Genomic DNA, 25,717 nt, shown 5'->3' on the forward strand with positions numbered 1-25,717 from the left:
GGCCCGTCGGGGGGCGGGCCGGCCGACGGGGGCGGGCGGCCCGTTGGGGGGGCGGGCCGCCGGGGCGTCCGGGCCACCATCCGGACCCCGGGGGGGGGCGTCCGGGCGGCGGGGCCCGGACGGGTCACCCGAGGCCCCGGTTCACGCGCTTCCTTAGCCGGCCGCCAAACGAATCTTAAGACTGGACTAAGCCGATCGTCGTCAGCGTCGCGATCCGGTACACCTGTTACGTGACACGCCGCCGAGATGTCGAGACCGCCGAACCCCTCACCGAGTGGGTGACCGGCCTGATACCTCGGGTGTCGGACGACGACGACCCCTACGACCGGCCACCGTCCAGGGGCCGGGAGCGCGATCCTCATCCGGACTTCGCGCCGTACCCGACCCGGGGTGTGGACACGTACGCCGAGCCGGACGACGACCCGTATCCCACCCGCGAGCGGCCCCGGCGCGGTGCCGCGGAGTGGTCGAACCCGACCCGTGACCGGGAGCGTGAGCCCAGGTCGTACGCCGAGACCGCGCCCGCCTGGCGGCCGGGGCCGACCGGTGGCATGGAGGCCGCGCGGCACCGGGAGACCGCCGAGGTCGAGACGTACGACCGGGGCGGGCGGCTCTTCTTCCACATCGTCTTCTGGGCGGCACTCGCCACCACCGTGGAACTGTGGTGGCTGAACACCCCACCGGATTCGATCAACACGACCGCCGACATCCTGATCGCCGGCGGTCGGCTCACCGGCCTGGTCGGCGGCTACCTGCTGCTCGCCCAGGTCCTGCTGATGAGCCGGGTACGCTGGCTCGAACGCTGGATCGGCGCGCACTCGCTGCTGATCTGGCACCGGGAACTCGGCGCCTTCCTGCTCCTGGCGATCCTGGCCCACGCCGCGCTGATCGCGGTCGGCTACAGCAAGCTGACCGACGAGCCCGTGGTCGAGGGCACCTTTACCCTGCTGAGCACGTACGAGGACATGCTCAGTGCGGTCGGCGCGACCGCCATCATGGTCGGGATCGCGCTGCTCGCCATCCGGGGCATCCGGCGGCGGATGAACTACGAGGTCTGGTACTACCTGCACCTGAGCACGTACCTGGTGCTGCTGTTCAGCTACGGGCACCAGTTCGCCACCGGGCAGGAGTTCGTCAAGCCGGGCTTCGGCCGGTACTTCTGGGCCGGCCTCTACGTCTTCGTCATCGTCTCCGTCCTGTGGGGACGGATCATCTCGCCGCTGCGGTTCAACCTGCGGCACCGGCTCCGGGTCGAGGACGTCGTCCCGGAGGGCACCGACATGGTCTCGATCTACATTTCGGGGCAGCGTCTGGACGAGCTCGACGCCCGGGCCGGGCAGTACTTCCGGTGGCGGTTCCTGACCAAGGGCTGCTGGTGGCAGGCGCACCCGTTCTCGCTGTCGGCCGCGCCGAACGAGCAGTGGCTGCGTCTCACCGTCAAGATCGTCGGCGACCACACCGAGTCCCTGCAGTACCTCGAACCCGGTACCCGGATCTTCGCCGAGGGGCCGTCCGGGGTCTTCACCGCCAACCGGGCGATCCGGCCCCGGGCCCTGCTCATCGCGGGCGGCAGCGGCATCGCACCGATCCGGGCGTTGCTGGAGGACCTGCCCGAGCGCGCCGTGGTGATCTACCGCTCCCGGACCGAGGAGGAACTGCTCTTCCGCGACGAGCTGGACTGGCTGGCCCGGGCCCGGGAGGCCCAGGTCTGGTACGTCATCGGCTCGCGCGAGGATGCCGCACCCCGGCACCTGTTCACCGCGAAGGGCATGCGGGAACTCGTCCCGGACGTCCGTCGCCGCGACATCTACCTCTGCGGGCCACCCGGCCTGGTCGACGTCTCCCTGCGTACCCTGCGCAAGCTGCGGGTCCCCCGCCGACAGATCCACCTCGACCCGTTCGAGTTCTGACCCACCACAAAGGAGAAGAAGTGCGTCGCGCCGCCTTCGCCGTACTCGGCACCGCCATCGGCACCAGCCTGCTGATCGGCGCCAAACTCGGCACCCCGACCCCCGGCACCGGCACGCAGGTGGCGCTCGAACTCACCGACGACGAGGCCGGCGCGGCCGGCGGTGCCGCTCCGGAGAGCCCGAAGGCGACGCCGAGCGGCAAGCAGAGCAACCCGCCGAAGAAGAACACGCCGACAAAGCCCCCGGCGAGCGGCCTGAAGGACGGCACCTTCGCCGGTGCGACCGCGAACTACGAGTACGGCGGGATCAAGGTCACCCTGGTCATCACCGACGGCAAGATCTCCGACGTGTCGACCGCGTACCCGCAGGACGACCCGACCAGCATCTCGGTGAACGAGCGGGCGATCCCGAAGCTGCGGCAGGAGGTCCTCTCCGCGCAGAGCGCAGAGATCTCCACCGTCTCCGGGGCGAGCCTGACCAGCGAGGCGTACCGGGCGTCGTTGCAGTCGGCGCTCGACAGGGCAAAGGCCTGATCCGATGGGCACCACCGGACTACGCCGGGTCGAACAGATCATGGGTACGCCGATCAGCGTCCAACTCACCGATCCGCTGCCCAGGCAGCAACTGGCGGAGTTGGCCGACGAGGTGTTCGACTGGCTGCGCGAGGTGGACGAGCGGTTCAGCACGTACAAGCCGGACAGCGAGGTCAACCGCTTCGACCGGGGCGAACTCTCCATCGACGACTGCTCCGCCGACCTGCGACTGGTCGTCGAGACCTGCGCCGACCTGTGGCGGGAGACCGACGGCTACTTCGACGCGTACGCGACCGGGCGGTTCGACCCGTCCGGTTTCGTGAAGGGCTGGTCGGTGCAGGTCGCCTCGGACCGGCTGCTCGCCGCCGGCTGCCAGTCGCACTGGATCAACGCCGGCGGCGACATCCGGGCCCGGGGCGGCCCCCGGCCGGACGAGCCGTGGCGGATCGGGATACGTCACCCGTGGCAGCCGGACAAGGTCTGCTGGGTGCTCGGCAGCACCGACTTCGCAATCGCCACCTCCGGCACGTACGAGCGGGGTTTCCATGTGATCGACCCGTACCGGGGGGCGCCGGCCACCGCGTTGGCCTCGGTCACCGTGGTCGGCGCGGATCTCGGCCGCGCGGACGCCTTCGCCACCGCCGGGATGGCGATGGGCGCTGCCGGGCTGCACTGGCTCGCCGAACTCGCCGACCACGAGGTGGGCGTCGTCACCGAGGACGAGCTCTGCTACCGCTCCGACGGTCTCCCGGTGCTGCCGTTCGTCTCGACGGACCCGAAAACACGGTCGGTACGCGCCGAACCGGCGGTGTTCCCGGCGCCCCGGTCCAACTGACCCGCCGCCGGGCGCTGCTCCGCTGAGCCGGCACCTCCGCACCGCTTCGTCGGCACCGCTACGCCTGTCCAGGCCCGCACCGGCGGGCCGGGGGAAGGCCGGCTCGGTCAGACCACGCCGGCGGGCATGGACGGGATGCCGGGACGGAACGCGCCGAGCAGACGGGCCCAGCGGCCCTCCCGGAGCAACCCGCCGTCCCGGGCGAACTGCGGCATCAGGACCCGGATCGCCGCCTCGCCGTACAGCGCCACCGCGGTCCCCGGCTCGACGGCCGGATCGGTCTCCGGGGCGGTCGGCACCGGGTGACAGCGACGGGCGGCGCGGAGCAGCCGGGCACCGGCCACCGTCTGCCGGGGCAGGAACAGGTTGGCGAGCACCGCGAAGACGAGCACGATCAGCAGCGCCGGCCCGCCACCGAGCAGGTCGTCGGCGACCAGCCGGGCGACCAGCAGCGGCGGTACCAGCACCAGCATGGCCGGCAGCGCGAACCGGCGCCAGGCCGGGCGGAGCAGCCCGAGACCGATCAGCCCCTCCCGGTGCTCGGCCAGGGCCCGCCGGACCTGGCGCTGGTTGGCCACCTCGCGGGGGGCCATCGCGCTGTGGAGTGCGCCGAAGAGGGCCCGTTCGAGCGGTTCGGCCCGGGGCGGCAACACCCCGGCCCGACGCACCCGGCCCGGCGGGTCGGCTACCACCAGGCCACGGGCGTGCAGCATGGCGAGACCGGTACGCACCGCGGCCCGGGCCCCGCCGGTCAGGTAACCGAGGTCGGTGGCACTGGTGTCCTGCTGCGCTGTCATGCCCCTCAGTATGAGCCGCCGACGCTCATCGGCGTCCGTCACGGCGTGCCGGAAAGTGGCCTCCACACCCCTCCGACCAGATCCGACACCTTTTCACGGCCGGATCCGGCACACCTACCCGGGTTGGGCCGGCAACGCGGCGGTGAACCAGTCGGCGGCCTCCCGGGCCACCTGGTCCAGGGTTCCGGGCTCCTCGAACAGGTGGCTGGCACCCGGTACCACCCGGAGCTGCGCCCCGGCCGGCAGTTCGGCACGGGCCCGCTCGTTGAGCCGGATCACCTCCGTGTCGAGCCCGCCGACCAGCAGCAGGGTGCCGGCCCGGACCCGGTTCAGGTCGGCGCCGGCCAGGTCAGGCCGGCCGCCCCGGGAGACGACCGCGTACACCTGGTCCGGCCGGGCCGCGGCGGCGGCCAGCGCGGCGGCGGCGCCGGTGCTGGCGCCGAAGAGCCCGATCGGCAGCGGTCCGGCCGGCCCGCCGGAGCCCAGCCAGTCGACGATGCCGACCAGGCGTTCGGTGAGCAGCCCGATGTCGAACCGCAGTTCGCCGGTCCGGTCGTCGACCGCCTCCTCGGGCACGGTCAACAGGTCGACCAGCAGGGTGGCCAGGGACTGCCGGTTGAGCGCGTCCGCGACGAGCCGGTTACGCGGACTGCGCCGGGAACTGCCGCTGCCGTGGGCGAACAGGACGATCGCCCGCGCCTGCGCGGGTACCACCAGGTCACCGGTGAGCTGCACCCCGGCGGTGGGCACTGCGGTCTCGGTCGTCCGGATCTCCATCCGCCTGCCCACCCTTCGCCGGTACGTCCTGCCGTCTGACCCGCCTTACCCGCCGTCCGGCAGGGCAAGCGCGTCGACGGCATCCGCCGGCTGGTCACGCTCCATTACGACGACGTGGCGCAACGCTTTCCCGGGCCGCCGGCCATGCTCCGCGAACCCGACCCTGCCCGTGCCGCCGCGCAGGTGCCCGCCCGAACGCATGACGCAGACGAGGACAAACGCGACCAAGCCTCGCGGCGCGACCGGAAGCGGAACGACGACCGCCGTGCCGTTTGCCGGTCCGGGGGTGGGGAACGCGCCAATGTTGCCGCCGGCCCGGGAGAACCGGTCCGGCAGCCGGGTCCGGAGACCGGCCGGCGCTCCGCGACGTACCCGACGAAGGTGAGGAATGTTATGGCCCGCCACAAGTCAGGCAAGTCGAAGTCCACCGGAGCCGACGAGCAGAAGACCGAGGAGCGCGGCCCCGACTCGAAGCGCTGGACGGACGAGGCGGCGAAGGCGCGCAGCCTCGACGACCTGCGGCGGATACCGCCCCGGGACGCCACCGGGCTACCCTCCAGCGGCGAGCGGTACGAACGCTGACGCCCCAGGGTGCGGCCTGGGACCGATCCACCCGATCGGTGGAAGTTGCCGGTCAATCCCTCGTTCCGGCATGTCGGGCTGGTCGATTCGGTAAGCTGGCCGCGGTTTCGCCCGGTGGCGCACCCCTCCGCGCCGGCGTGACCGCCGCCGATTCGCCCTCCGGGCGAGCCGGGGCCCAACTGGGTGGGGATCCACAGCCGCGCAGGGGTGCAGTGCTGCCCTGAAACGGCTGTCCGAACTCCCCGTCAGCTGGCCCGGTGGTCGGCCGACGGAGGGACTTGCATGACAGGATCCAGACGTCCGCGATTACCGCTGGCCTTGGCGCTGCTCGTCGCCGTCGGCGCGCTCGCCACGACCGCGGTCCGCCCCGGTACGGCGTCAGCGGCGCTCGACCCCGCCGCCCCGACCGGCGACGAGGGAGGCACCCCGCTGCTGCGGGACGTGCTCGAAGCCACCGGCCGGGGCTACCTGCAGGCCCGAGCCGCGCTCGCCAACGCGAAGACCCGGCAGGCGAAGCTCGCCGCCGAGGTAGGCCGGATCGAGGCGCGGATCGCGGAACTGGTGCCCGAGGTCGAACAGGTCGCCCGGAACGCGTACCGGACCGGCCGGATCGGCCCGGTGCTGGTGCTGCTCGGCAGCACCTCCGCCGACGACTTCCTGGAGCGCGCCCAGGGGCTGGAGACCATGGCCCTGCGGGACAACCACCAGCTCCGCCAGCTCAACCTGGCCCGGGCCCGGATCGTCCGGACGAAGCTCGCCCTCGACGCCGAGGTCGCCGAGGAGCGCCGACAGGTCGCCGTGATGGTCAAGCAGAAGCAGGCCGCCGAGCGGGCGTTGGCGTTGGTCGGCGGCGAATCGACCAGGGGTTTTGTGGTCGTCGACTCGCCAGTGGCCCGCCCGGCGCCGCGTAACGCCGACGGGTCGTGGCCGCCACAGACCTGCAGTCAGCCCGACCCGACCACCAGCGGGTGCGTCACCCCGCGCACCCTGCACGCACTGACCGAGGCACGGCGGGCCGGATTCACCCGGTTCACCTCCTGCTACCGCCCCGGCGGCCCGTACGAGCACCCCAAGGGTCGGGCCTGTGACTTCGCCGCCGAGAAGCGCGGCTTCGGCGGCGACGCGAGTGCCGGCAACCGGACGTACGGCAACAACCTCGCCGCGTTCCTGGTCCGCAACGCCGAACGGCTCGGCATCCTCTACGTGATCTGGTACCGGCAGATCTGGTTCCCGGCCACCGGCTGGAAGTCGTACGGCAGCGCGCACGGCGACCCGTCCAGTGACCACACCAACCACGTGCACCTGTCCCTGCTGTGACCGGTCGACCCGGTCGGCCTGATCCACGGCCGGGCGGCCACCGGGGCTGACCCGGTCACTCGGGCAGGTACTCGTGCTCGAGGAAGTCCTTCAGGCACGCGGCGGCGTGTCCGGCGGCCAGGAACCGCGCGTCGGAAGGATCGGGTTCCGCGCCGGTCTTCGGGACGAGGCCGCGGAACACCGCCCAGAGCCGTCGGTCGTTGCGGACACCGAACTCGTAGGACTCGGTGTCGAACGCGGCCAGCCGTTGGTCCTTTCTCCACAGCGCGTCCAGGTCGACGCTGGTCGCGAAGTCCGGACTGCCGCAGGCCACCGCGTCGTCAAAGATGATCCTCGGCCGGCCGTCGCTGGTCAGCTCCGGCAGGCCGTCCGGCTCGACCGCCTTACGGAACTCGCTGACGAGTTGCTGGAACCGGGTGTCGACGCGGCGGTAGTAGGAGAGCAGGGTGTGGATGTGGTCGGGAATCCATAGTGGCGTGACGCGGGTGACGAGATCCCCGTCTTCCAGCAGCTCGTAGTGGCGGGCGAACCGCGGTACGAGAACATCACCGAGCTTGCCGTCCCGGCTTCCCCACGCCGTGCCCACCAGGAAGAACGCCGGTGGGTCGATCCGTTCGACGACGTCACGGACCGCCGGTGCCCGCCTCGGCTCCAGCCGTTCCGGAGCACGAACCAGGTGGACCGAGAGTTGACGACCCGCGCGTTGTGCCGTCACCGTGGTCGTCCACTCCGGCCGGGTCTGCTCCGCGTCCCGTGCGGTCCGGCCGACGAAGACCCGCAACAGCGCCCGGTACTCCTCCGGATGCGATGCCAGCACCGCCACGTCGACCCGGCGACCCGACTCCGCCGGAGTGGCCCCCGACCAGGCCGGCGTGGTGACCGCGCTGCCGGGACTGGTCTCCTCCGTCTCCGACGACCGGCCGGTCGGGGTGGTGGTCGGCTGGTCCACCGTGTCACCCACGTCGCCGGTCTCCTCCGCCGGGGAGAACGCCTGGACGAGCCTCACCGCGAGTCGGGTGTGGTCCGCCTCGTCGAGCAGCGGGGCACGGGCACCGAAGTCGAGCATCAGCAGGTGGGTCTGTTCGGCGGCGAGCCCGCGCGGGTCCCGGATCCGCTGGGCGATGTGGTGCACGATCGCCTTGCAGGAGTCCGTGGCGGACTCGACCTGGCCGCCGGTCACCGAGGGCCGGCGCGGCCGGTCAGCCGGTTGCGGCACGTCGACCGCGGACGATTGTGACCTGCCGACCGGGGGTGTCGGCGTGGACCGTACGGCGGTGAGCCGGAGATAGTCGGCCAGAGCGGACGCCGCGAGGCAGACGAACCAGTCCCGGGCCGTGTCCTCATCCTCCATCCGGAGGTCCCGGTCGGCGAAGAGCAGCGCGCAACCGGCCAGCGACAACAGCGTCTGCCTACGCCATTCGTCACCGTGCTTGACGTTGGTGGCGACGGCTCGCCCCGCGTCGTGCACCGCCGCGCAGACCTGGGCGTGCCCGACGAGTTCCTGTCGGTACCCGGTGTGGCCGGCGGGATCGTGGACGAGCGCCCGGATCAGCTCGGCGCCGATCCCGTCGCCGAGCCGGGTCGAGGTCCTGATCCACTGCGCGGCCATGGAGAGCAGCAGGTGTACGGGGTCCCGGGTCAGCGGCCCGTCGTCGTGGTAACCGCCGAGGTCGATCAGTTGGTACCCCTCGCCGACCAGGGCCGGCTCCACCGGCACGAGGATGTTGCCGATGTTCAGGTCGCCGTGGGTACGGCCGACCAGCAGTTGCACCTCCTCGCCGCTCCTGGTGGCCGATCCGGCGAGGTAGGCGAGCGGGTTGGGTAGCGCCGACTCCGACCAGTCGAGTCGGACCTGCTCCTGCTCCGCCAGGACGCCCCGGCGCCGCGCCCACTCCCGGAGCCGGCTCCTGGGTTCTGTCCGCCGCACCGGCCGGCCGTCCACCAGTTCGGCCAGATAGCCGCTGATCGTGGTCGGTCGCGCCGGTCTGGCGAGCAGTGGCTGGTTCCAGTCCCGGACGACCGAGTGGACGATTTCGCCGAGATGCCGGGGGAACTCCGCCTGCCGTCCCGCCATCAGCTCGCCGAGCGGCGGGCAGGCCAGCAGATCCCCGCCTGCCACGTCGACCATGGCCGCCCAGCTGTGGCCGAGGAACACCCGCTGGACCTCGGGCAGGTGCCGGTCCCGGAAGTCCGCCGGGGCGTCGTCGCGAGCCCGACGTATCCGGGCGATCTCCTCGCCGTCACCGCCGTAGAACCGCAGGAATCCCCGGCGCACGTCCTTGCCCGACTCACGCCAGGTGACCAGGGCGATCGGCGCGCCGCTGAACCCGCCGTCGTGGTAGCGCTCGACGTTGACGCAGACGCCCGCGCCGACGGCCATGCTCCGGAACGCCTCCGTCTGACGCACGTCGAACCGGTCCCAGTCGCCGGTCAGCACCGGTTCGTCCGTCATCAGCCGGCCCCCATCTCGATCGCGACCTGTACGAGGGTGATGACGAGCCCGATCACGCTCAGCGCCGCGCCGAGCACTTCCCAGGGTTTCTCCCGGAGCAGTACGAGCAACGACGGCCGCCGCCCGAACGACAGACCGGCGGCGAGCCGCCCCAATCCCCCCGGCAGCTCCGCGGCGAGCCGTCGCAGCCCGGCGGTGTTGAGGGTACGGCCCTTCACCAGGGCGTGTTCGTTGAGCAGGGTCCGCTCGCTCACCCACTGCCCGTCGGGACCGATGTTCAGGCTCTGCCTGGTGGAGACCAGCTGGAAGTGGACGATCCGGTACCGCGTCACCGCGCCGTAGGTGCGCGACTGCTGGGTGACGTCGACCTCGCCCAGTTCCACGAGCCGGTCGCGCCCGGTGTCGAAGGCGAACTCCGGCAGTTCCTCCTCCAACTCGCGTACCGCGGCCGCGAGCGGGTCGGGATCGTCGGCCCGCAGATGACCGCCGGGCAGTTGGTACTGGCGGGCGGCCCGGTCGTAGATCATCAGGTAGCGCGGCCCCATCAGCCGGAACCGGGTCTTGACCAGGACGTGCACGATGCGCCGTTCGCGCAGTGGGGCGGCCTCGGCGAACAGACCGAGCCGCCGGTGTTCGATCAGGTGGAGGAACTGCGGACCGGCCAGTACCTGGTTGGGCTGGTACGGCGGCTCGACCGTGCCGGCGCGGGTCCAGTTGTCGACGACCGGGACCCCGGCGCGCAGGTACGCCGCGAGGCTCCCGAGGAAGAGGGCGGCGGCCGGACTCTTCGACTTGGCGAACAGCCGTCCGGTCTCCGGCTCGGCTGTCACCAGCACGGCGCCGGAGGCCCGGAGCAACCCGACGAACACCTCCGCCGCCGTCCGGGCGTCGTCGGGGCCGAAGCCGGCGGCCGTGCAGAGGTCCGCGACCGGGGCCGGTCCCTCACTCGGCCCGGGCACGCTCTCCAACACCCGGGCCAGCCGCTCGGCGGAAGCGTCGGGTGTGGTCATCGGCGACCGTCCGGGGTCGGGCGTGGCGACGGTATCTCGTAGAGCGCGCGGATGGGCACCTCCAGGTCTCCGGGGAGCCGCAGCGAGGAACCGGGATTACGGTTGATCACCGGGAGGTAGGCCACCGCCCGGATGCCGAACCGGCCCAGGATCTTCGCCATCGACAGCGCGGTCGTGTTCGAGCCGTTGAACTCGTCGATCATGGCGACGGCGTACGACTCGCGTTCGGCGAGCAGGTTGAGCTGCCGTTGCCAGCCCACGTCCACCTGCCGGTCCACCTCGGAGAAGTCGTCCTGCTGGACCGCCCAGAGGACCGACCGGGGGATCTTGACCGCGACGGGTCGGGCGCCACGCCGGGCTTTGAGCAGGTCGGTGAGGGTGTTCATGGCCGGCTCCGCCGGACAGACGTACACGGCCTCCTTCACGCCGGCACCGCCGAGGCGTACCGCCTCCAGCATCTGGTCCAGTTTGTAGGCGATCCAGCCGCCGTAGTCCTGGAAGATGCGCTCGAAGTCGGGCGCCAACGAGAAGCGCGGCGCCTCGGACGGCACCTCGTCCGGATCCCAGGGGCCGTATGCCTCCGGCACCCACTCGTGTGCGAGCAGCATCTCCCACATGTCGAAGGAACGGATGCCGGGCCGGTCGGCCCGCGGGTCCATCGGCGCGATTCCCGCCCGGCACTGGTCACACCGGGCCCTTTCCGTCTTCCGCCGGTCGATGGGATCCGCCACCCCCCGTACCCGGTAGGACTGCCGGCTCACGACCATCTGGAATTCGTCCTTGCCGGCGCCCAGGCGTTCCCGCTCGACAAAAACCGCGACGACCGTGGGGCGTACGGTGAGTCCCCGCTGCCGCAGCCGGTTGATCAGGGACCGGGCGGTACGCCGGGTGTTGACCACGTCCAACAGCAGGAGCACCTCGCCGGTGTCGGGCAGGTTCTCCAGGCTGCCGGCGGCCTGCAGCGGATGGTGCTGGATCCCGAGCCGCTGCGCCACCTCGGCGCCGACCTCCACGAGCCACGGCGAGTGTGCCTGGTGCGACACGATCGTCAACGGCCCGGTGCTGGCGTCCCGCTCCTCGACGACGAGGTTCTTGGTCAGCTGGCTGACCTCCGGTACCGCGTACGACGCGTCGAAGAAGTAGCGCGTGCAGTACTCGTTGCTGGTACCGAACCGGTAGTGCCCGAGCCGGCGGAGGACCTTGCCGCCCAACCGGTCGCCGATCGGCTGGTTCAACCGCCGGAGCTGGTCGGTGTACTCCGTGTCGGACCGCTGGATCGCCGTGTCGTCGCGACCGGCCGACACCCGAACCCGGGAACCGTCGTCGTACTGGACGATCATGTGTCCGGCACGGTCCACCTCGGCGACGGTTTCCCGGAACGACTGCAGCAGCCCCGTCTTCAGGGCCGGCATCATCACCAGCACGTGCCGATTCGGATCGGTCAGCAGGAGCTTGCCGATCGCCTTCCCCGCGTACGCGGCGACGGTCTGGATGACGAGTTCCTGCGGACTCAGGGTGAAGTCGACCAGGACGACGATCCGCTCGTCGGTGTCCGCACTCGTCGGTACGTCGGCGACCAGCCGGTCGTAGACCTGCCAGGCCGACGATCTGAGCTGGTTGCTGCTCAGGTAGATGGTCTGGCTGGGTTCCACGGTGGCCTGGGCGGAGAAGACCTCGCCGACCAGCCACTGGTAGAAGTCGAGCCGCTCCGCAGGTACGTCTTCGCTGGTCGCGCTGCCGAGCCGGATGACCTTCGGGATGATCCGCCAGCGTTCAGCCATGGGTCGGCAACCGGGCGACGACAAGGTTGCCACGGATCTTCGAAGTGCCCAGCCCTTCCGTGAGAGTCACCAGGTACTGGGCCGACGACGCCGGATCGGGCTCCGCCTGCACGGTCAGCCGGATCTTGCCCACGTAGATGTCGAGCGTGCCCCGGAAGACGTCGATCACGTGGTGGTAGAGGAAGTAGAGCCCGCAGCCCAGGAAGCGGTCCACCGCCGGATGGCCCGGCTGGTCGGCCTCGCCCAGCTTGCGGGAGATCCCCGGGAACAGGCTGGCCAGGAGGAGGTCGCGATCATCGTCGCCGACCTGCGGTTCCCAGACCGAGGTGACCATCTGGTCCGTCACCGGTGCCCCGAACCCCTGCCGGCGGACCCGGAAGGTGTCGGTGGCCGGCGGCGGGGCGACCCGTACGCTGCCCCGGCTGTCCAGGCCGGCCCGGAGGGTCTCGACGATCGAGTCGCCGTTGTCCCACACCGCGATGGTGAGTGCGGGCTGCGGCGTGTCCTTGTCCGACAGCACCATGTCCGAGGCGACCACCGCCATCGACGCGTTCGGGTGCTCCTGGACGTTGGCCAGGATCTCGTGCACGATCACCCGGGCCACGTCCCATTCCGCCGACTCCTTGAGGCTCCTGCTGAACAGGGCGAGTGCGAGCGGATCGGTCCACCTCCCGAGTTCCTCCTGCATCATCGCGGTACGCGCGTCCTCATTCTCCAGACGGTAGAGCGACAGGCCGAAAACCCGCTTCTCCCGGAGATGCTGGATGATCTGATCGCGCGGATCACCGGACTGCCACCAGGCGGAAACCCGATCGGAGTTCATCCGGTCCCGCAGCGATTTCACGTCTTCCAGGGCCAGCAGCATCGGCAGTGGCGCACGGGCGACCTGGCACGCCGTCTCGAGGAAGCGTTCCCGGCGCAGCGTGTCGAGGGCCGCGCCGCGGGGCAGCCGGAACCGGGTCAGCCGGTCGCTGTTGATCCGGGTACCCACCATGGCCAGGACGCAGAGCAGCGCCACCACGTCGAAACGGCGGCTGTTGCGGAAGTCGATCAGCGTGAGGGCGTCGTCGTCCGTGCGTACGCCTCCCTGCCGGAAGGCATCCTCCAGGTGTTGGAGATCAACGGATTCTCCGAGCGGAACCTCGCGTACCATCCTGTGCTCAACGACTTCCGACGGTTGCATGAACGCTCCGCGAGGCGAATTCCGGGAATGTGCGTACATCGCTGTGCCGACGTCACCCTACGGATTGGCGCGGATACACACAACCCCTCGCGCAGTGCCGACTCCCGACCCGCGGAACCCGGCAGATACGGCCGGGACCAGCGGCGACGAGACGGCCCTAATGGTCAACGGGGCCGCCATTCCACATTGACAACCGCCGTGATGTCGACAGACTTCACCGCACCGGCCCACCCTGCCTCCCCCTGACGACGCACCCGCCGCCCGGACGTCGGGTGCCGATGTCGTATCGGACACCCGACTCCGCCGCCACGCCGGGCGTCCCTACGGCTCGCTCTCGGTGGCCCGGCGGACCGGTGCCCGCCCGTCCGGCTGCGCCGGCTGCGGACCCGTCAGGCGCAGCGGCGGCACCGGCACGGTCACCGGATCGTCACAGGTGACCCGGAGCAGCTCGCCGTGGTGGGTCAACTCCAGCACGGCGTCCGGGTGGTCACTGCCCCGCAGCGCGTACGTCACCTCGTGCTGTCGTACGTCGACCCGCAGGTGCAGCGTCCGCCAGCGCAGCGAGAACTCCAGCCGGTCGAGCCGGCTCGGCAGCCGGGGCTTGAAGCAGAGGACGTCGCTGTGGTCGCGTAGTCCGCCGAAGCCGGCGACCAGGGCGATCCACGCCCCGGCGAGCGACGCCACGTGCACCCCGTCCCGGGTGTTCTGGTTGAGGTCGTGCAGGTCCATCAGGGCGGCCTCGCCCAGGTAGTCGTGGGCCAGCTCGAGCTGGCCCACCTCGGCCGCCAGCACCGCCTGCGTACAGGCGGAGAGCGACGAGTCCCGGACGGTACGCCGCTCGTAGTAGGCGAAGTTGCTCGCCTTCTCCTCGTCGGTGAACGCGTCACCCCGCCAGTGCATCGCCAGCACCAGGTCGGCCTGCTTCACCACCTGCTTGCGGTACAGGTCGAAGTACGGGTAGTTGAGCAGCAGCGGGTACTGGTCCGGCGGGGTGTCGACGAAGTCCCACTCCTGGTAGCGGGTGAAGCCCTCCACCTGCGGGTGGACCTTCAACTCCTCGTCCCAGGGGATGTACATGTCGGCGGCGGCGTCCCGCCAGGCCGCGGTCTCCTCGTCGTCGACACCGAGCCGCCAGGCCTCCTCGCCGTACCGGGTGGCGGCCTCGGCGGCGGCGAGCAGGTTCCGCTGCGCCATCAGGTTGGTGTAGACGTTGTCGTTCTTCACCGCGGTGTACTCGTCCGGGCCGGTCACCCCGTCGATGTGGAACCTGCCGTGCCGGTCGTGGTGGCCGAGCGACCGCCACAGCCGGGCGGTCTCCACCAGCAGCTCCAGCCCCACCTCCCGCTCGAACTGGGTGTCGCCGGTGGCCTGCACGTACCGGCGTACCGCGTCGGCGATGTCGGCGGCGATGTGGAAGCCGGCGGTGCCGGCCGGCCAGTACGCCGAGGTCTCCTGCCCCCGGATGGTCCGCCACGGGAACGCCGCGCCGCGCAGCCCCAGCGTCTTGGCCCGCTCCTGCGCCAGGTGCAGGGTGGAGTGCCGCCAGCGCAGCGCGGAGGCGACCGCCGACGGCAGGGTGTACGTCAGCACCGGCAGCACGAACGTCTCGGTGTCCCAGAACGCGTGACCGTCGTACCCCGGTCCGGTCAGCCCCTTGGCCGCGATCGGCCGCAACTCGGCACGGGCACCGGCCTGCAGCACGTGGAAGAGCCCGAACCGGACCGCCTGCTGCACCTCCGGATCCCCCTCGACCCGTACGTCGGAGTCGTCCCAGAAGGTGTCGAGGTAGTCGCGCTGCTCGGCGCAGAGGCCGTCCCAGCCGGAAAACCGGGCACCGGCGATCGCCGCACCGACCTGGTCACGCAACGCCGGCCGGGACCGCCGACTGGACCAGCCGTACGCCACGTACTTGACCATCCGCAGCTGCTCGCCGGGACGCAGAACGCAGGTGACGGTGGTCCGGGCCCAGTCCTCGTACGCCTCGGTGCCGATCAGCTTCCGCTCCGGCCCGTACACCTCGTGGCTCATCTGGGCGGCGAGCCGCAACCCGCTCGCCTTGGTGCGGTGGATCAGCAGGCCCCCGTCGCCGTGCACCAGCCGCTCCTCGGCCTGCAGGGGCGACTCCAGCACCGCGGCCACCCGGGGGTCGCGGCTCTGTGACGGCAGCTGCTCGTTGGCGACCAGTTCCGACTGGACGATCAGCCGCATCGGCCCGCCGACCGGCTCGACCCGGTATTCGATCGCGGCGACCGACCGCTGGGTGAACGAGACCAGCCGGGTGCTGCGGATCCGCACCGTGCGCCCGGCCGGGGAACGCCACTCGACGGTGCGCTGCAGGGTACCGGCCCGCAGGTCGAGGACACGTTCGTGGTCGACCAGTTCGCCGTACCGGACGTCGAACGGCTCGTCGTCGACGAGCAGCCGGATCAGCTTCCCGTTGCTGACGTTGACGATCGTCTGACCCGACTCGGGGAAGCCGAAACCGGCCTCGGCGTACGGCAGCGGGCGCAGCTCGAAGAACGAGTTCAGGTAGGTCCCGGGCAGGCCGTGCGGGTCGCCCTCGTCAAGGTTGCCGCGCAGCCCGATGTGCCCGTTGGAGAGCGCGAACACCGACTCGGACTGGGCCAGCACGTCCAGGTCGAGCCGGGTCTCCCGGACGTGCCACGGCTCGACCGGATAGGCCCGCTCCCGGATCACCGGGCCACCTCCGGGTCGGCGCCGGGCCGTGGCCGAGCCTGGCCCCCGACATCGGCGGTCAGCAACTCGGCGAGGTCGGAGACGACGATGTCGGCACCGTGCCGACGCAGCTCGTCGGCCTGGCCGACCCGGTCCACGCCGACCACGAAACCGAAGTTGCCGGCCCGGCCGGCCGCCACCCCGGCCTGGGCGTCCTCGAAGACCGCAGCCTGCTCGGGGCGGACGCCGAGCAGTGCCGCGCCGGCCAGGAAGGTGTCCGGGTGGGGTTTGCCCCGCAGCCCCCGTTCCCGGGCCAGCACCCCGTCGACCCGCGCCTCCACGTACGGGGCGAACCCGGCCGCGACCACCACGTCGCCGGCGTTGGCGCTGGCCGAGACGACGGCGCGGCGCAGCCCGGCCGCCTGTGCCGCCTTCAGGTAGTCGACCGAGCCCTGGTAGGCCCGTACGCCGTCGCTGTGGATCCGCCGGAGCAGGATGACGTTCTTCCGGTTGCCCACCCCGTTGACGGTCGCGGCGGTCGGCGGGTCGTCCGGCTGACCCTCGGGCAGCACGATGTGCCGGGAGGCGAGGAAGGTCCGTACCCCGTCGGCTCGGGGGCGGCCGTCGACGTACCGGTTGTAGTCCTCGCCGGGGTCGTACGGCCGGAACGGCTCGCCGGTGACGCTCGCGCGCTGCCGGAGGAAGGCGTCGAAGGTCTCCGCCCAGGCCGCGTTGTGCACCTGGGCGGTCTGGGTCAGCACGCCGTCCAGGTCGAACAGGCAGGCGGTCACGTGAGCGGGTAGGCCCAGCACGCCTACCAACCTAACCTCGGCGCCCTTGATCGGCACGCACAGCGGTAAGGAAGGGCCCCCTTCTTATCGTTTCCGGTAGAGAAAGGGTCCCCTCCTAACACGTCAGGGGAAGCTGGCCCGGAGCTGCCGGACCAGCTTCACCAACGCCGGGTTCGGCGCGTCCGCCCAGACGAGGGCGAGCAACGCCGGGGCCTCGACGTCGTCGATCAGCCGGGCGGTCAGCCGGTCCCGGTGGCCGGGCGCCGTCGATTCGCTGAGCACCGCCACGCCCAGCCCCCGCGCGGCGAGGTCGACGATCGCGTCTGGGGCGCTGGCCTGGAGCGTGACGGCCGGTCGGATCCCGGCGGCGGCGCAGGCGCGGTCGAGGACGGTGCGGATGCCGGTGCCGGACGGCATGCAGATCAGCGGATGCGCGGTGAGGTCGGCGAGGGTCACGGTCCGCCGGTGCGCGAGCGGATGGTCCGGCGGTACGAGGGCGACCAGGCGCTCGCTGACGATGGTGCGGGTGTTCAGCCCGGCCGGAGCCGCGTCGGCGGTCCCGATCAGGGCGAGGTCGACGCTGCCGGCGCGGATCCCGTCGACGAGTCGGTCCGAGTTGTCCTCGCGCAGGGTCACCGCCACCCCGGGATGTGCCTGGTGGAAGTCGGCGAGCGCCGCGAAGAACGGGCTGATCGTGCAGCCGACGATCATGCCGATGGTGAGTTCGCCGCGGATGACGCCGGTCACCTCGCCGACCGCCTGCCGTACCGCCTCGGCGGAGGCGAGCGCGGCCCGCGCCGGTTCGAGCGCGGCCCGACCGGCGGCGGTGAGACCGGCCGTACGGGTGGAACGGTCGATCAGGGCCGCGCCGAGTTCGCGTTCGAGCTGTTGGATCTGGGCGCTGACGCCGGACTGGCTGATCCGTACGCGTTCGGCGGCGCGGGTGAAGTTCGCCTCCTCGGCGACGGCGACGAAGTACGCCAACTGTCGAAGTTCCATAACCAGGAATTCTAGTTGTCAGCAGAACAAGCTGTTGGACTTCTGGTCGGTGTCACCGCAGACTTGATCCGGCAGGCGACAGCGAAAGGATCAGCACGTGGCAGACCGTGAGCGGGCCATGCGGCCCGAAGACCTCACCCGGCTTTTTGTCGAACGCTCCAACGCCGGCGACGCCGAGGGTGTCGCCGCGCTGTACGAGGAGGACGCCGTGCTGGCGTACCCGCCGGGGAGTGTGACCGTCGGCCGCGCCGCGATCCGGGCGCTGTGGGAGAAGGTACTGGCGAACCGGCCGCGGTTCACCGCCGAGGAGCCACTTCCGACGCTGGTCAGCGGCGACCTCGCGCTCACCTCGACCCCGCCCCGGGACGGGGCCGGCGCCCGCGCCCAGGTGGTCCGTCGACAGCCGGACGGCTCCTGGCTGCGGGTCCTCGACCAGCCCGAGTTCCTTCGGCCCGCGCGCGGTTGACCCGGCCCGCCGGTTAGGAAGGGCCCCTTCCTACACAAGAAGCGATAACAGGGGCCCTTCCTTACACCTCAGTTGTGGTGGTGGTCGCCGGCGGGCGGCCGGCCCGGCTGCTGGCCCGGCTCGACGACCACGAACTGGCCCATCATCCCCTGGTCCTCGTGGTAGAGCAGGTGGCAGTGGTACATGTACGGCATGTTCGGGTCGGCGTGGTCGGCGAACCTGGCGATGATCCGGATCGGCCGCTGCCTCTCCAGCAGCACGGTGTCCTTCCAGCCGCGCAGTTCCGGCGGCGGTTCCCGCCCGGCCACCGAGAGGACCTGGAACTGCACGTCGTGCACGTGGAAGCTGTGCGGCGAGCCGTCCGGTTTGGTGATCTCCCAGATCTCGGTGGTGTCCCGGGTGACCGCGAAGTCGATCCGGCCGAGGTCCATGTCGTGGTCGTTGATGTCGTGGCCGGCCATGGTGAACGTCCGGGTGGCCGCGGCGGAGGCCGGATCGAGCCGTTCGATCGGGGCGAGCCGGTCCGGCACCTCCGGGGCCGGGGCGAGAGTCGCGGCGGCCCGCAGTTCGAGGACGTCGAAGCGGTCGTCGCTGCCGCTGAACCGCTGGTTGAAGAAGTCGAGCCCCTGCTCCGGCGGATAGCTGCGCAGCACTGCCCGTTCGCCGGCCCGGACCGTCACCACGATCTCCGCCCGCTCGCCCGGTGAGAGCCGGATCCGGCCGGTCCGGTACGGCGCCGTCAGCAGCCCGCCGTCCGTACCGATCAGTGCGAAGTCCCGGTTGTCGGCGAACCCGAACTGGTACGTCCGGGCGGTGGAGCCGTTCAGCAGCCGCAGCCGGACCCGTTCCGTGCCGACCTCGAGGTACGGCCCGACGGTGCCGTTGACCAGCAGCGTGTCGCCGAGTACGCCGATCCCGCCGAACAGCCCGCGTCCGGCGTCGAACCGACCGTCGGAGTCGAAGTTCCGGTCCTGCACGATCACCGGGATGTCGTCGACGCCGTACCGCCGGGGCAGGGCCAGGCCGGCGGAGACCTCGTCGTCCAGGATGAACATGCCGGCGAGTCCCCGGTACACGTGCCGCTCGGTTTCGCCGTGCAGGTGCGGGTGGTACCAGAGGCTGGCCGCCGGCTGGTTGATCGTCCAGTGCGGTGACCAGGTGGCGCCGGGGCGGACCATCTGGTGGGGGCCGCCGTCCATCGCCGCCGGCAGGTGCATGCCGTGCCAGTGCACGCTGGTCGGTTCGCCGACGCCGTTGACGACGTTCACCATGACCTGCTCGCCGCGGGTGGCCCGCAGGGTCGGCCCCAGGTAGTCCCCGTTGTAGCCCCAGGTGGGGGTGGCGCCGTCGGGGCCGAAGGTCCGGTGCCCGGTCTGGGCGCGCAGGTCGAAGACCCGGCGGCCCTTATCGTCGATCCGGGACTCGGCCAGCGGCGGTATCGCCAGCGGGTTGACGAAGTCGACCTCGCCGGTGGTGTTGACGGCGCTCCGGGTCCAGAACCAGGTGCCGAACGAGGCACCGCCGGTACAGAGCAGCAGCACTCCGACCAGCGTGCCGACCAGTATCTTGACCCATCGCCGTGACCCCGTGCCGGCCATGTACACCCTCCCTATAGCGGTGATCGCTACATGTAGCGTGCCTTCCTATCCAGTCCGCCGTCCAGGCCACCGCCGCAAAGTCAGGGTGGGATCAGGGAGACCCGTACGCCGGTCCGCCCGTCCTCGGGGTCAGCGGGACAGCGGCTTCAGGGTCCAGAGCACGGTCAGTTCGGTGGTCGTCTCGCCGTCCTCGGTGCCGATCTCGACCAGGACCGGGAACTCCGGCCGGAGCCCGGCGTCCAGCTCGGACAGCACCTCGCCGACCGGTCGACCCAGCCGGGCCGTCGCCCGGACCGCGCCCATCGCCAGCCTGCGGTAGCCGATCTCGGCCCGGACCGCCAGCGGCACGGCCCGGTCGAAGAGCTGACCGAAGACGGCCAGCACCACCGCGCCGGACGCGGTCTCGCCGAGGGTGAAGAGCGCACCGGCGTGCGGCCCGCCGACGTGGTTCCGGGTCGCCGACGAATCCGGCAACCGGACGACAACCCGGGGAGCACCGCTGGAGTCCGGTGCCGTCACCTCGACGAACTCGATGCCGAGGGTCTGGGCGAACGGCACCGAGCCGAGCATCTCGGCGGCCAGCCTTGGTACGTCAGTGGACATGGCCGCACACTACCGGTCGGTAACTTGTCGGCGCCAGCCTGCCGGAGGCGGGTGCGGGACGGTCCCGGGCGGAACCGGTCAGCGCCAGCCGACGTCGATGCGGTCTCCGCGTTCGTCGAAGAAGTGCACCGCGTCCATCCGTACCGAGACCGCCATCGGGTGGCCGGCCGAGACCGCCGGGTACGGCGCCAGTCGTACCGCCAGTTCGGCGGGACGGCGGTGGTGTCGCCCCGGGTCGTTCAGCACACTCTCCCGGGAGCCGTTCCGGTCCGGCGGGGGCACCGGCGCCGAAGCGGTGGCCCGGCCGGCCAGTCGCTGCATCACCTGGCTCAGCCGCCGGATGCCGCGCCCCGCGCCACCCGCCCGGTCCCCGGTCACCGGGGCACCGAGGTCGTCGACGACGATCGCCGTCGCGCCGATGTCGAGGAACGCCAGCGACTCGTGCCCGTGGTGCTCCAGATACCGGATCCGTCCCTGAAGTACGTCCCCCGGGCTGTCCGGGGCCACCGGGGTCAACGCCTCGGCCCGCATCCCCACCACGATCCGCTCACCGTGGTAGTGCGCCACCGCCCGGGCCCGGATGTCGTCCCAGGGCAGGTAGAGCGCCTGCTCACCGAGGTTGAGCGTGACGTACCGGTCGAGGTGGACGTAGACCGTCGCCTCCAGCAGGTTCATCCGGGGACTGCCGAGGAACGCGGCGACGTAGAGGGTCGCCGGGCGGCCGTACACCTGGGTCGGCGTCCCCACGTCCTGCAGGACACCCTTGCGCATGATCGCGACCCGGTCCGCCATGGTCAGCGCCTCGGCCTGGTCGTGGGTGACGTAGACGGTGCTCACCCCGAGTTCCCGGACCAGCCCGGAGATCTCCGCCCGGAGCTCTGCCCGCAGTCCGCTGTCCAGGTTCGACAGCGGCTCGTCCATCAGGAACAGGCCGGGGCGGCGGACGATGGCCCGTCCCATCGCCACCCGCTGCCGCTGCCCGCCGGAGAGCTGACTCGGTTTGCGGGCGAGTACGTCACCGATGCCGAGCGCGCTCGCCACGTCCGCCACCCGCTCGCCACGGGCCGTTTCCTCCACCCCGGACAGTCGCAGCGGGAAGGCGATGTTGTTTCCCACCGTCATGTGTGGATAGAGCGCGAAATCCTGGAACACCATCGCGATTCCGCGGTCCCGTGGTGGCAGATCGTTGGCGAGTTCCCCGTCGAGCAGCACGGCGCCGCTGGTCGGATCCTCCAGACCCGCGACCATCCGCAGTACGGTGGACTTTCCGCAGCCCGAAGGCCCGAGCAGCACCATGAACTCGCCGTCGTTGACGTCGAGACTCACGTTGTCCACCGCCACTGTCCCGTCCGGGAACACCTTAGTGACGTCCTTGAGCGCGACGGTGGTCACCGTCACCTCCCCGCAGCATAATGGCCGACCCCGGAATGACTGTGACGAGGATCATGACACAAGCCCATCGGGTAAACGTGCCATGTTCATGTTGTGACGTAACGGTTACCGGGATTGGCGTGAAAGTTGCACCGGTGTCAACCAGCCGAGGTCGTCGGGTTGAAACGAATCAGGTGTCCCGCCGCCTGTCCCGGACCGGCTGGCCCGGTCAGCCGGGGGTCAGGCGAACCAGTCGCAGGCCGCCCGGTCCGGGTACCACCCGGGTCGCGTACCGGTCGAGCCACGGAAAGCCGCCGGCCGGTTCCAGCACCCAGTCGACCCCGTACCCGGCCAGCAACGCGGTCCGGCGCGGCACCGGGGTCGACGGGTCCAGCAGCGCGGCCTGGTCGGCGCGGCGACGGGCCTGGTCCGGCAGCAGCGGATCGGGCCACGGCGGGGCGACCGCGCGGATCCGGTACCGCAGCAGGTCACGGCCCACCGCCGGATCGGCGGTCAACAACACCGCACCCGGCGGCACCTCCCGGGCCACCCAGGCCCGGTCGGGCGGCGGGCTGATCCGGTACGCCGCCCGCCGGGCCGAGGTGAGCTGGTCCCGGGGAAGCACCAGCAGCAGGTTGCCGTACTGGAGGGCGAGCCCGGCCAGCACCGCGAGCGCGGCGGCGCCCGCCCACAGTCCGGTCACGACGGTCCGGACGCGGAGGCCCGGAGCAGCCTTCGCGCGCCGGAGCGCCCGGACCAGCTCCACCGCCGCCGCGACCTGCAGGCTGACCAGCACGACCGGCCAGAGCCGGCCCAGGGCGTAGCCACCGGTCAGGCCGCCGAGCAGCACCGGGAGACCGGCCAGCCCGAAGAGCAGCACCAGCGGGTCGAGCCGGTCCCGGCACAGCCGTACCGCGAGTGCCGGCAGCCCCACCACGAACCCGAAGCCGTAGCGGGCCAGCGGATCCAGGTAGAGCGGCCGGTGGATCGGATCGAGGTCGCCGGCCCGGGTCAGCAGGTCGGTGACCCGGAAGTACGGCCAGACCAGTACCACGAGCACCGCCAGCGCGAGGGCGAGCGACAGCCCGCGCAACTCCGCCAGGACGGTGCCGTCGCCGGCCCGCCGGTACGGGGTCCGCACGAGCCGGCCGACGACCAGCGCGAGCGAGCCCAGTGCCGCGCCGAGCGCGGTGAACGGATGCACGAGGACCAGCAGACCGCCGAGCAGGCCGACCAGGATCCACCGGCCGGGCGTCGGCCCTGCTGCCGCCCGGGCCAGCGCCACCCAGCCGAGCAGCAGCAGAGCCAGTCCCAGGGTGCTCGGATACGGCAGGATCAGCACCAGACCCCGCAGGGTCGGAAAGCCGCTCCAGCTCAGCACGGCGGTCCCCCAGAGCAGCGGGACGAAGAACAGCGCCAGCACCGGAGCCCACGGGTCGGCGGTGAACAGCCCGACGAACCGGCGCAGCCCGTACAGCAGCAGAGCCAGGTTGACCGGGGCGGCGGCGCTCAGCACCACCGCCGCCGGAGCGCCGGTCACCCTGGCGACCAGCGCCAGCACCAGGGTGTACGGCGTGACGTACGGGCCGTTCGCGGCCGACTCGACCATCGGGTTGCCGGGATGCCACAGGTCGTCGACCAGCCGTCCGACCGTCGCGACGTGCAGCCCGAAGTCCGCGCCCCAGGGTCGGCGCAGGCTCAGGGCGACCGCCCCGAGCACCGCCAACCCCGACAGCACCAGGTACGGCGTCGGCCGTCGGCGCCTCCCCTGCCAACGGAGTACGCGGTGGCCCCGCCCCGGTCCGGTGGAGTCGACCGGGGCAGCCGGGCCGGCCCGGACCGACGGGCCGGGCTGGGCGGCGGCTGACTGGTCAGGACCGGCCTGCTCGGGCTGCCCCGCCGCCATTCACCCGCTCCCCGAGCTGTTCCGTGCCGAACTCGGTGTGCACGGGCAGGCCGGGCCACTGCGTGCCACTGCCGCGCAGGAAGTACTCCAGTCCCGGGTCCCAGGTGTGCCCGGTCGACCGGCGGTGGTAGACGTAACCGAGCGGGTGGGTCCGGTAGATCAGCCCACCGGCCCGCCGTACCCGGTCGATGAGCCCCCGGTCGACCGACCTGGGCACCGGGCGCCAGCCGCCGACCTGTTCCAGATCGCCCCGGGCGAGCAGCATCGTGCCGCCGGCAACCGCCGTGGTGAAGCTCTCCGGGGCGCCCGCGTCCCGGCGTACGGTCGTGTTCAGGGCCTCCAGGTGCACGAACTCGGCGGCCTTGCCGACCAGGGTCGCGCCGGAGTGGTGCCGGGCCAGCACGAGGTCCCAGACGTGCTCCGGGCCGTACGTGTCGTCGTCGTCGAACTTGGTCACCAGGCTCCCCCGGGCGCGGGCGGTGGCCTCGCCCAGCGCGGCACCGAAGCTGTGCCCGGCCGGCACCTCGTGGATCTCCAGCGGGCGGCGGCAGCCGGCCAGCCGGGACCGCAGGTCGTCCGGCAGTGTCACGCCGTGCAGGCAGAGTACGATCTCCAGGTCCGGGTAGCTCTGCGCCTCGATGGCGGCGACCGCCGCAGGCACCTCCGCCAACCGACGGGTGACCAGGATCGCCGAGACCGGGGGCACCGCGCCCAGCCCCGGGAACGCCGGCCCGGCCAGCCCGGTCAGCGCGAACGCCCGACCGTGCCGACGCAGTACGGCCCGACGTTGGCGTACCGCCCGGGTCTCCCAGTCCAGCGATGTCGCGTGCCGGTCGGGAAGCTCCCCGACCAGCAGGTCGGCGACCTCGCGGGCGAGTTGGGCCCGGCAGGCCGGCGGCAGTACCGGCGAGTGCACCGGAACGCCGGCCGCGACCAGCCGCAGCAGCAGGGCCGTCTCCTGTGCCGGCCGCAGTCCCGGCACCGACCGGCATTCGAGCAGACCGATGCCGGCCAGCGCCGCCCACTCCCGCTCGGTCAGCCAACCGCGGTCCGGTCGGCCGCTCAGGTCGAGCCCGTCCGGGCCGACGATCCGCCAGCCCGGCGCCGCCGAGCCGACCGGGAGGATCAGCTCCGCGCGGGGTGCGTCCGGCCCGAACGGCCCGTACCGCCCGAGGGGTACGGCGTGCTCCACGTCGATCAGCACCGGTCCCGGGTCGACCACCAGTACGGCCCGGTACGCCTCCTCCACCGGCACCCGGGCGACCACCGGGTCCGCCGACCGCTCCGAAGTGGCGTCGCCCTCCACCGCCGGTGTGGTGGCGTCGCCGTCCACCGCAGGCTCCCCGGTGGTCTCCTGGCCTGTGGTCGGTTGGACCGGCGTGGCCATTACGGGAGTCGTGTCGTCCGGGCGGATCACCAGGTCGTACGGGCGGATCTCGGGGTTGCCGGGCAGTTCGCCGGCGATCACGGCGATGTTGGGTCCCGCCCCCAGCCAGTCGGGTACGACGTCATGCGCGGTGACGTCGGGACTGGCCGGGGCGGGCAGCGGTCGTACCGGGGTGAGCAGCGGCAGCACGGCGGCGAGCACCGAGCGCAGCGGAACGGACCAGCGCAGTTCGAGTTCGATCGCCGCCCGCCCCTGGTCGTGGCGGGGCATCCGGATCCGCTGGGCGAGCAGGTGCGGCAGCGGGCCCAGTCGTCCTGACCAGCTCCGTTGCGGGATCTGCCACTCGTCGACGACGATCTGGACCTGACGTACCCGGGCCTGCGAGACCGGCTGGTCGAGCAGGTGCCGGAGCCAGGTCACCGACTGGGCGGCGACGGCCATCCGGACGACGAACACCCGGTGCCACGGTCGGACCGGCCCCGGCCGACCGCCGTCGCCGAGGCGTCCGCCGGTCCCGACCCCGGCCTGGCCGCCGGGTGCGGCGGCGCGTCCGCCGGCCATCGGATCGGTTATCTCGGTCAGGCCGGAGCCCAGCATGGCGACCGGCCAGCGTCGGTGCCGCCGGTGGTGCGGCTCGCCGGCCACCACCCGCCAGCGGAGGTACTTCTCCGGGTTGTCGCTGGTCGGCAACCCGACCCCCTCATCAACTGGTGACAGAACTCAGCCTACGTGCCGCTATCGTG

The 25,717-nt window shown here is 71.7% G+C and carries 20 protein-coding genes; 6 read left to right on the forward strand and 14 right to left on the reverse strand.

From position 1 onward, the window contains the following. The first annotated feature begins 230 nt into the window (after positions 1-230). From V1633_RS36115 to V1633_RS36125, 3 genes are read left to right on the forward strand one after another with little or no spacing between them, the layout of a single operon-like run. Complete coding sequence (locus V1633_RS36115) at positions 231-1,910, forward strand: ferredoxin reductase family protein (protein ID WP_331218684.1); 1,680 nt, start codon at positions 231-233, stop codon at positions 1,908-1,910. Between the two features lie 20 nt (positions 1,911-1,930). Continuing rightward, positions 1,931-2,443, forward strand: a complete 513-nt coding sequence (locus V1633_RS36120) for an FMN-binding protein (RefSeq protein WP_331218685.1) — start codon at positions 1,931-1,933, stop codon at positions 2,441-2,443. A 40-nt stretch (positions 2,444-2,483) separates the two neighbouring features. Continuing rightward, positions 2,484-3,278, forward strand: coding sequence for an FAD:protein FMN transferase (locus V1633_RS36125; protein ID WP_331218706.1), 795 nt, complete (start codon positions 2,484-2,486; stop codon positions 3,276-3,278). 107 nt (positions 3,279-3,385) lie between these two features. Here V1633_RS36125 and V1633_RS36130 read toward each other — a convergent pair whose 3' ends face one another. Then, positions 3,386-4,075, reverse strand: coding sequence for a TIGR04222 domain-containing membrane protein (locus V1633_RS36130; RefSeq protein ID WP_331218686.1), 690 nt, complete (start codon positions 4,073-4,075; stop codon positions 3,386-3,388). A gap of 114 nt (positions 4,076-4,189) precedes the next feature. After that, on the reverse strand, positions 4,190-4,852 hold the full coding sequence (locus tag V1633_RS36135) for a dienelactone hydrolase family protein (protein ID WP_331218687.1): 663 nt from the start codon (positions 4,850-4,852) through the stop codon (positions 4,190-4,192). Between the two features lie 393 nt (positions 4,853-5,245). Here V1633_RS36135 and V1633_RS36140 point away from each other — a divergent pair, with 393 nt between their 5' ends. Together V1633_RS36140 and V1633_RS36145 are read left to right on the forward strand one after the other, a co-directional pair. Further along, complete coding sequence (locus V1633_RS36140) at positions 5,246-5,434, forward strand: hypothetical protein (protein WP_331218688.1); 189 nt, start codon at positions 5,246-5,248, stop codon at positions 5,432-5,434. A 282-nt stretch (positions 5,435-5,716) separates the two neighbouring features. Then, a complete protein-coding gene (locus V1633_RS36145; protein ID WP_407952166.1) occupies positions 5,717-6,751 on the forward strand; it encodes a coiled-coil domain-containing protein in 1,035 nt (344 codons plus the stop codon). Positions 6,752-6,806: 55 nt separating this feature from the next. Here the strand turns inward: V1633_RS36145 and V1633_RS36150 are convergent, their stop codons facing one another. The 7 genes from V1633_RS36150 to V1633_RS36180 form a co-directional block, all read right to left on the reverse strand. Then, complete coding sequence (locus V1633_RS36150; protein WP_331218690.1) at positions 6,807-9,203, reverse strand: hypothetical protein; 2,397 nt, start codon at positions 9,201-9,203, stop codon at positions 6,807-6,809. Continuing rightward, positions 9,203-10,213, reverse strand: a complete 1,011-nt coding sequence (locus V1633_RS36155) for an NUDIX hydrolase (RefSeq protein WP_331218691.1) — start codon at positions 10,211-10,213, stop codon at positions 9,203-9,205. The genes V1633_RS36150 and V1633_RS36155 overlap by 1 nt, the downstream gene beginning before the upstream one ends. Further along, positions 10,210-11,994, reverse strand: coding sequence for a hypothetical protein (locus V1633_RS36160; RefSeq protein ID WP_331218692.1), 1,785 nt, complete (start codon positions 11,992-11,994; stop codon positions 10,210-10,212). Before V1633_RS36160 ends, V1633_RS36155 begins: the two co-directional genes overlap by 4 nt. Further along, positions 11,987-13,147, reverse strand: coding sequence for a hypothetical protein (locus V1633_RS36165; RefSeq protein WP_331218693.1), 1,161 nt, complete (start codon positions 13,145-13,147; stop codon positions 11,987-11,989). Before V1633_RS36165 ends, V1633_RS36160 begins: the two co-directional genes overlap by 8 nt. 351 nt (positions 13,148-13,498) lie before the next feature. Continuing rightward, positions 13,499-15,874, reverse strand: a complete 2,376-nt coding sequence (locus V1633_RS36170; protein ID WP_331218694.1) for a glycoside hydrolase family 65 protein — start codon at positions 15,872-15,874, stop codon at positions 13,499-13,501. Next, a complete protein-coding gene (locus V1633_RS36175; protein ID WP_331218695.1) occupies positions 15,871-16,665 on the reverse strand; it encodes an HAD family hydrolase in 795 nt (264 codons plus the stop codon). Before V1633_RS36175 ends, V1633_RS36170 begins: the two co-directional genes overlap by 4 nt. Positions 16,666-16,767: 102 nt before the next feature. Continuing rightward, the gene (locus V1633_RS36180; RefSeq protein WP_331218696.1) at positions 16,768-17,643 is read right to left on the reverse strand and encodes a LysR family transcriptional regulator; all 876 of its coding nucleotides are present in this window, start codon (positions 17,641-17,643) and stop codon (positions 16,768-16,770) included. Positions 17,644-17,761: 118 nt separating this feature from the next. Between V1633_RS36180 and V1633_RS36185 the strand changes: the two genes are divergently transcribed. Further along, entirely contained in the window at positions 17,762-18,109 is a 348-nt protein-coding gene (locus tag V1633_RS36185) for a YybH family protein (protein WP_331218707.1), read from the forward strand. A 68-nt stretch (positions 18,110-18,177) separates the two neighbouring features. On the opposite strand, the gene V1633_RS36190 is transcribed toward V1633_RS36185, so the two are convergent. From V1633_RS36190 to V1633_RS36210, 5 genes are all read right to left on the reverse strand, one after another. Further along, positions 18,178-19,707, reverse strand: coding sequence for a multicopper oxidase family protein (locus V1633_RS36190; protein WP_331218697.1), 1,530 nt, complete (start codon positions 19,705-19,707; stop codon positions 18,178-18,180). Between the two features lie 129 nt (positions 19,708-19,836). Then, positions 19,837-20,310, reverse strand: coding sequence for a DUF4442 domain-containing protein (locus V1633_RS36195; protein WP_331218698.1), 474 nt, complete (start codon positions 20,308-20,310; stop codon positions 19,837-19,839). Between the two features lie 78 nt (positions 20,311-20,388). Next, a complete protein-coding gene (locus V1633_RS36200; RefSeq protein WP_331218708.1) occupies positions 20,389-21,702 on the reverse strand; it encodes an ABC transporter ATP-binding protein in 1,314 nt (437 codons plus the stop codon). Between the two features lie 208 nt (positions 21,703-21,910). Then, on the reverse strand, positions 21,911-23,587 hold the full coding sequence (locus tag V1633_RS36205) for a hypothetical protein (RefSeq protein ID WP_331218699.1): 1,677 nt from the start codon (positions 23,585-23,587) through the stop codon (positions 21,911-21,913). Then, entirely contained in the window at positions 23,553-25,664 is a 2,112-nt protein-coding gene (locus V1633_RS36210) for a hypothetical protein (RefSeq protein ID WP_331218700.1), read from the reverse strand. The genes V1633_RS36205 and V1633_RS36210 overlap by 35 nt, the downstream gene beginning before the upstream one ends. Positions 25,665-25,717 lie beyond the last annotated feature (53 nt).

This window comes from Plantactinospora sonchi (assembly GCF_036422035.1).
In the GTDB taxonomy this organism is placed as follows: domain Bacteria; phylum Actinomycetota; class Actinomycetes; order Mycobacteriales; family Micromonosporaceae; genus Plantactinospora; species Plantactinospora sonchi.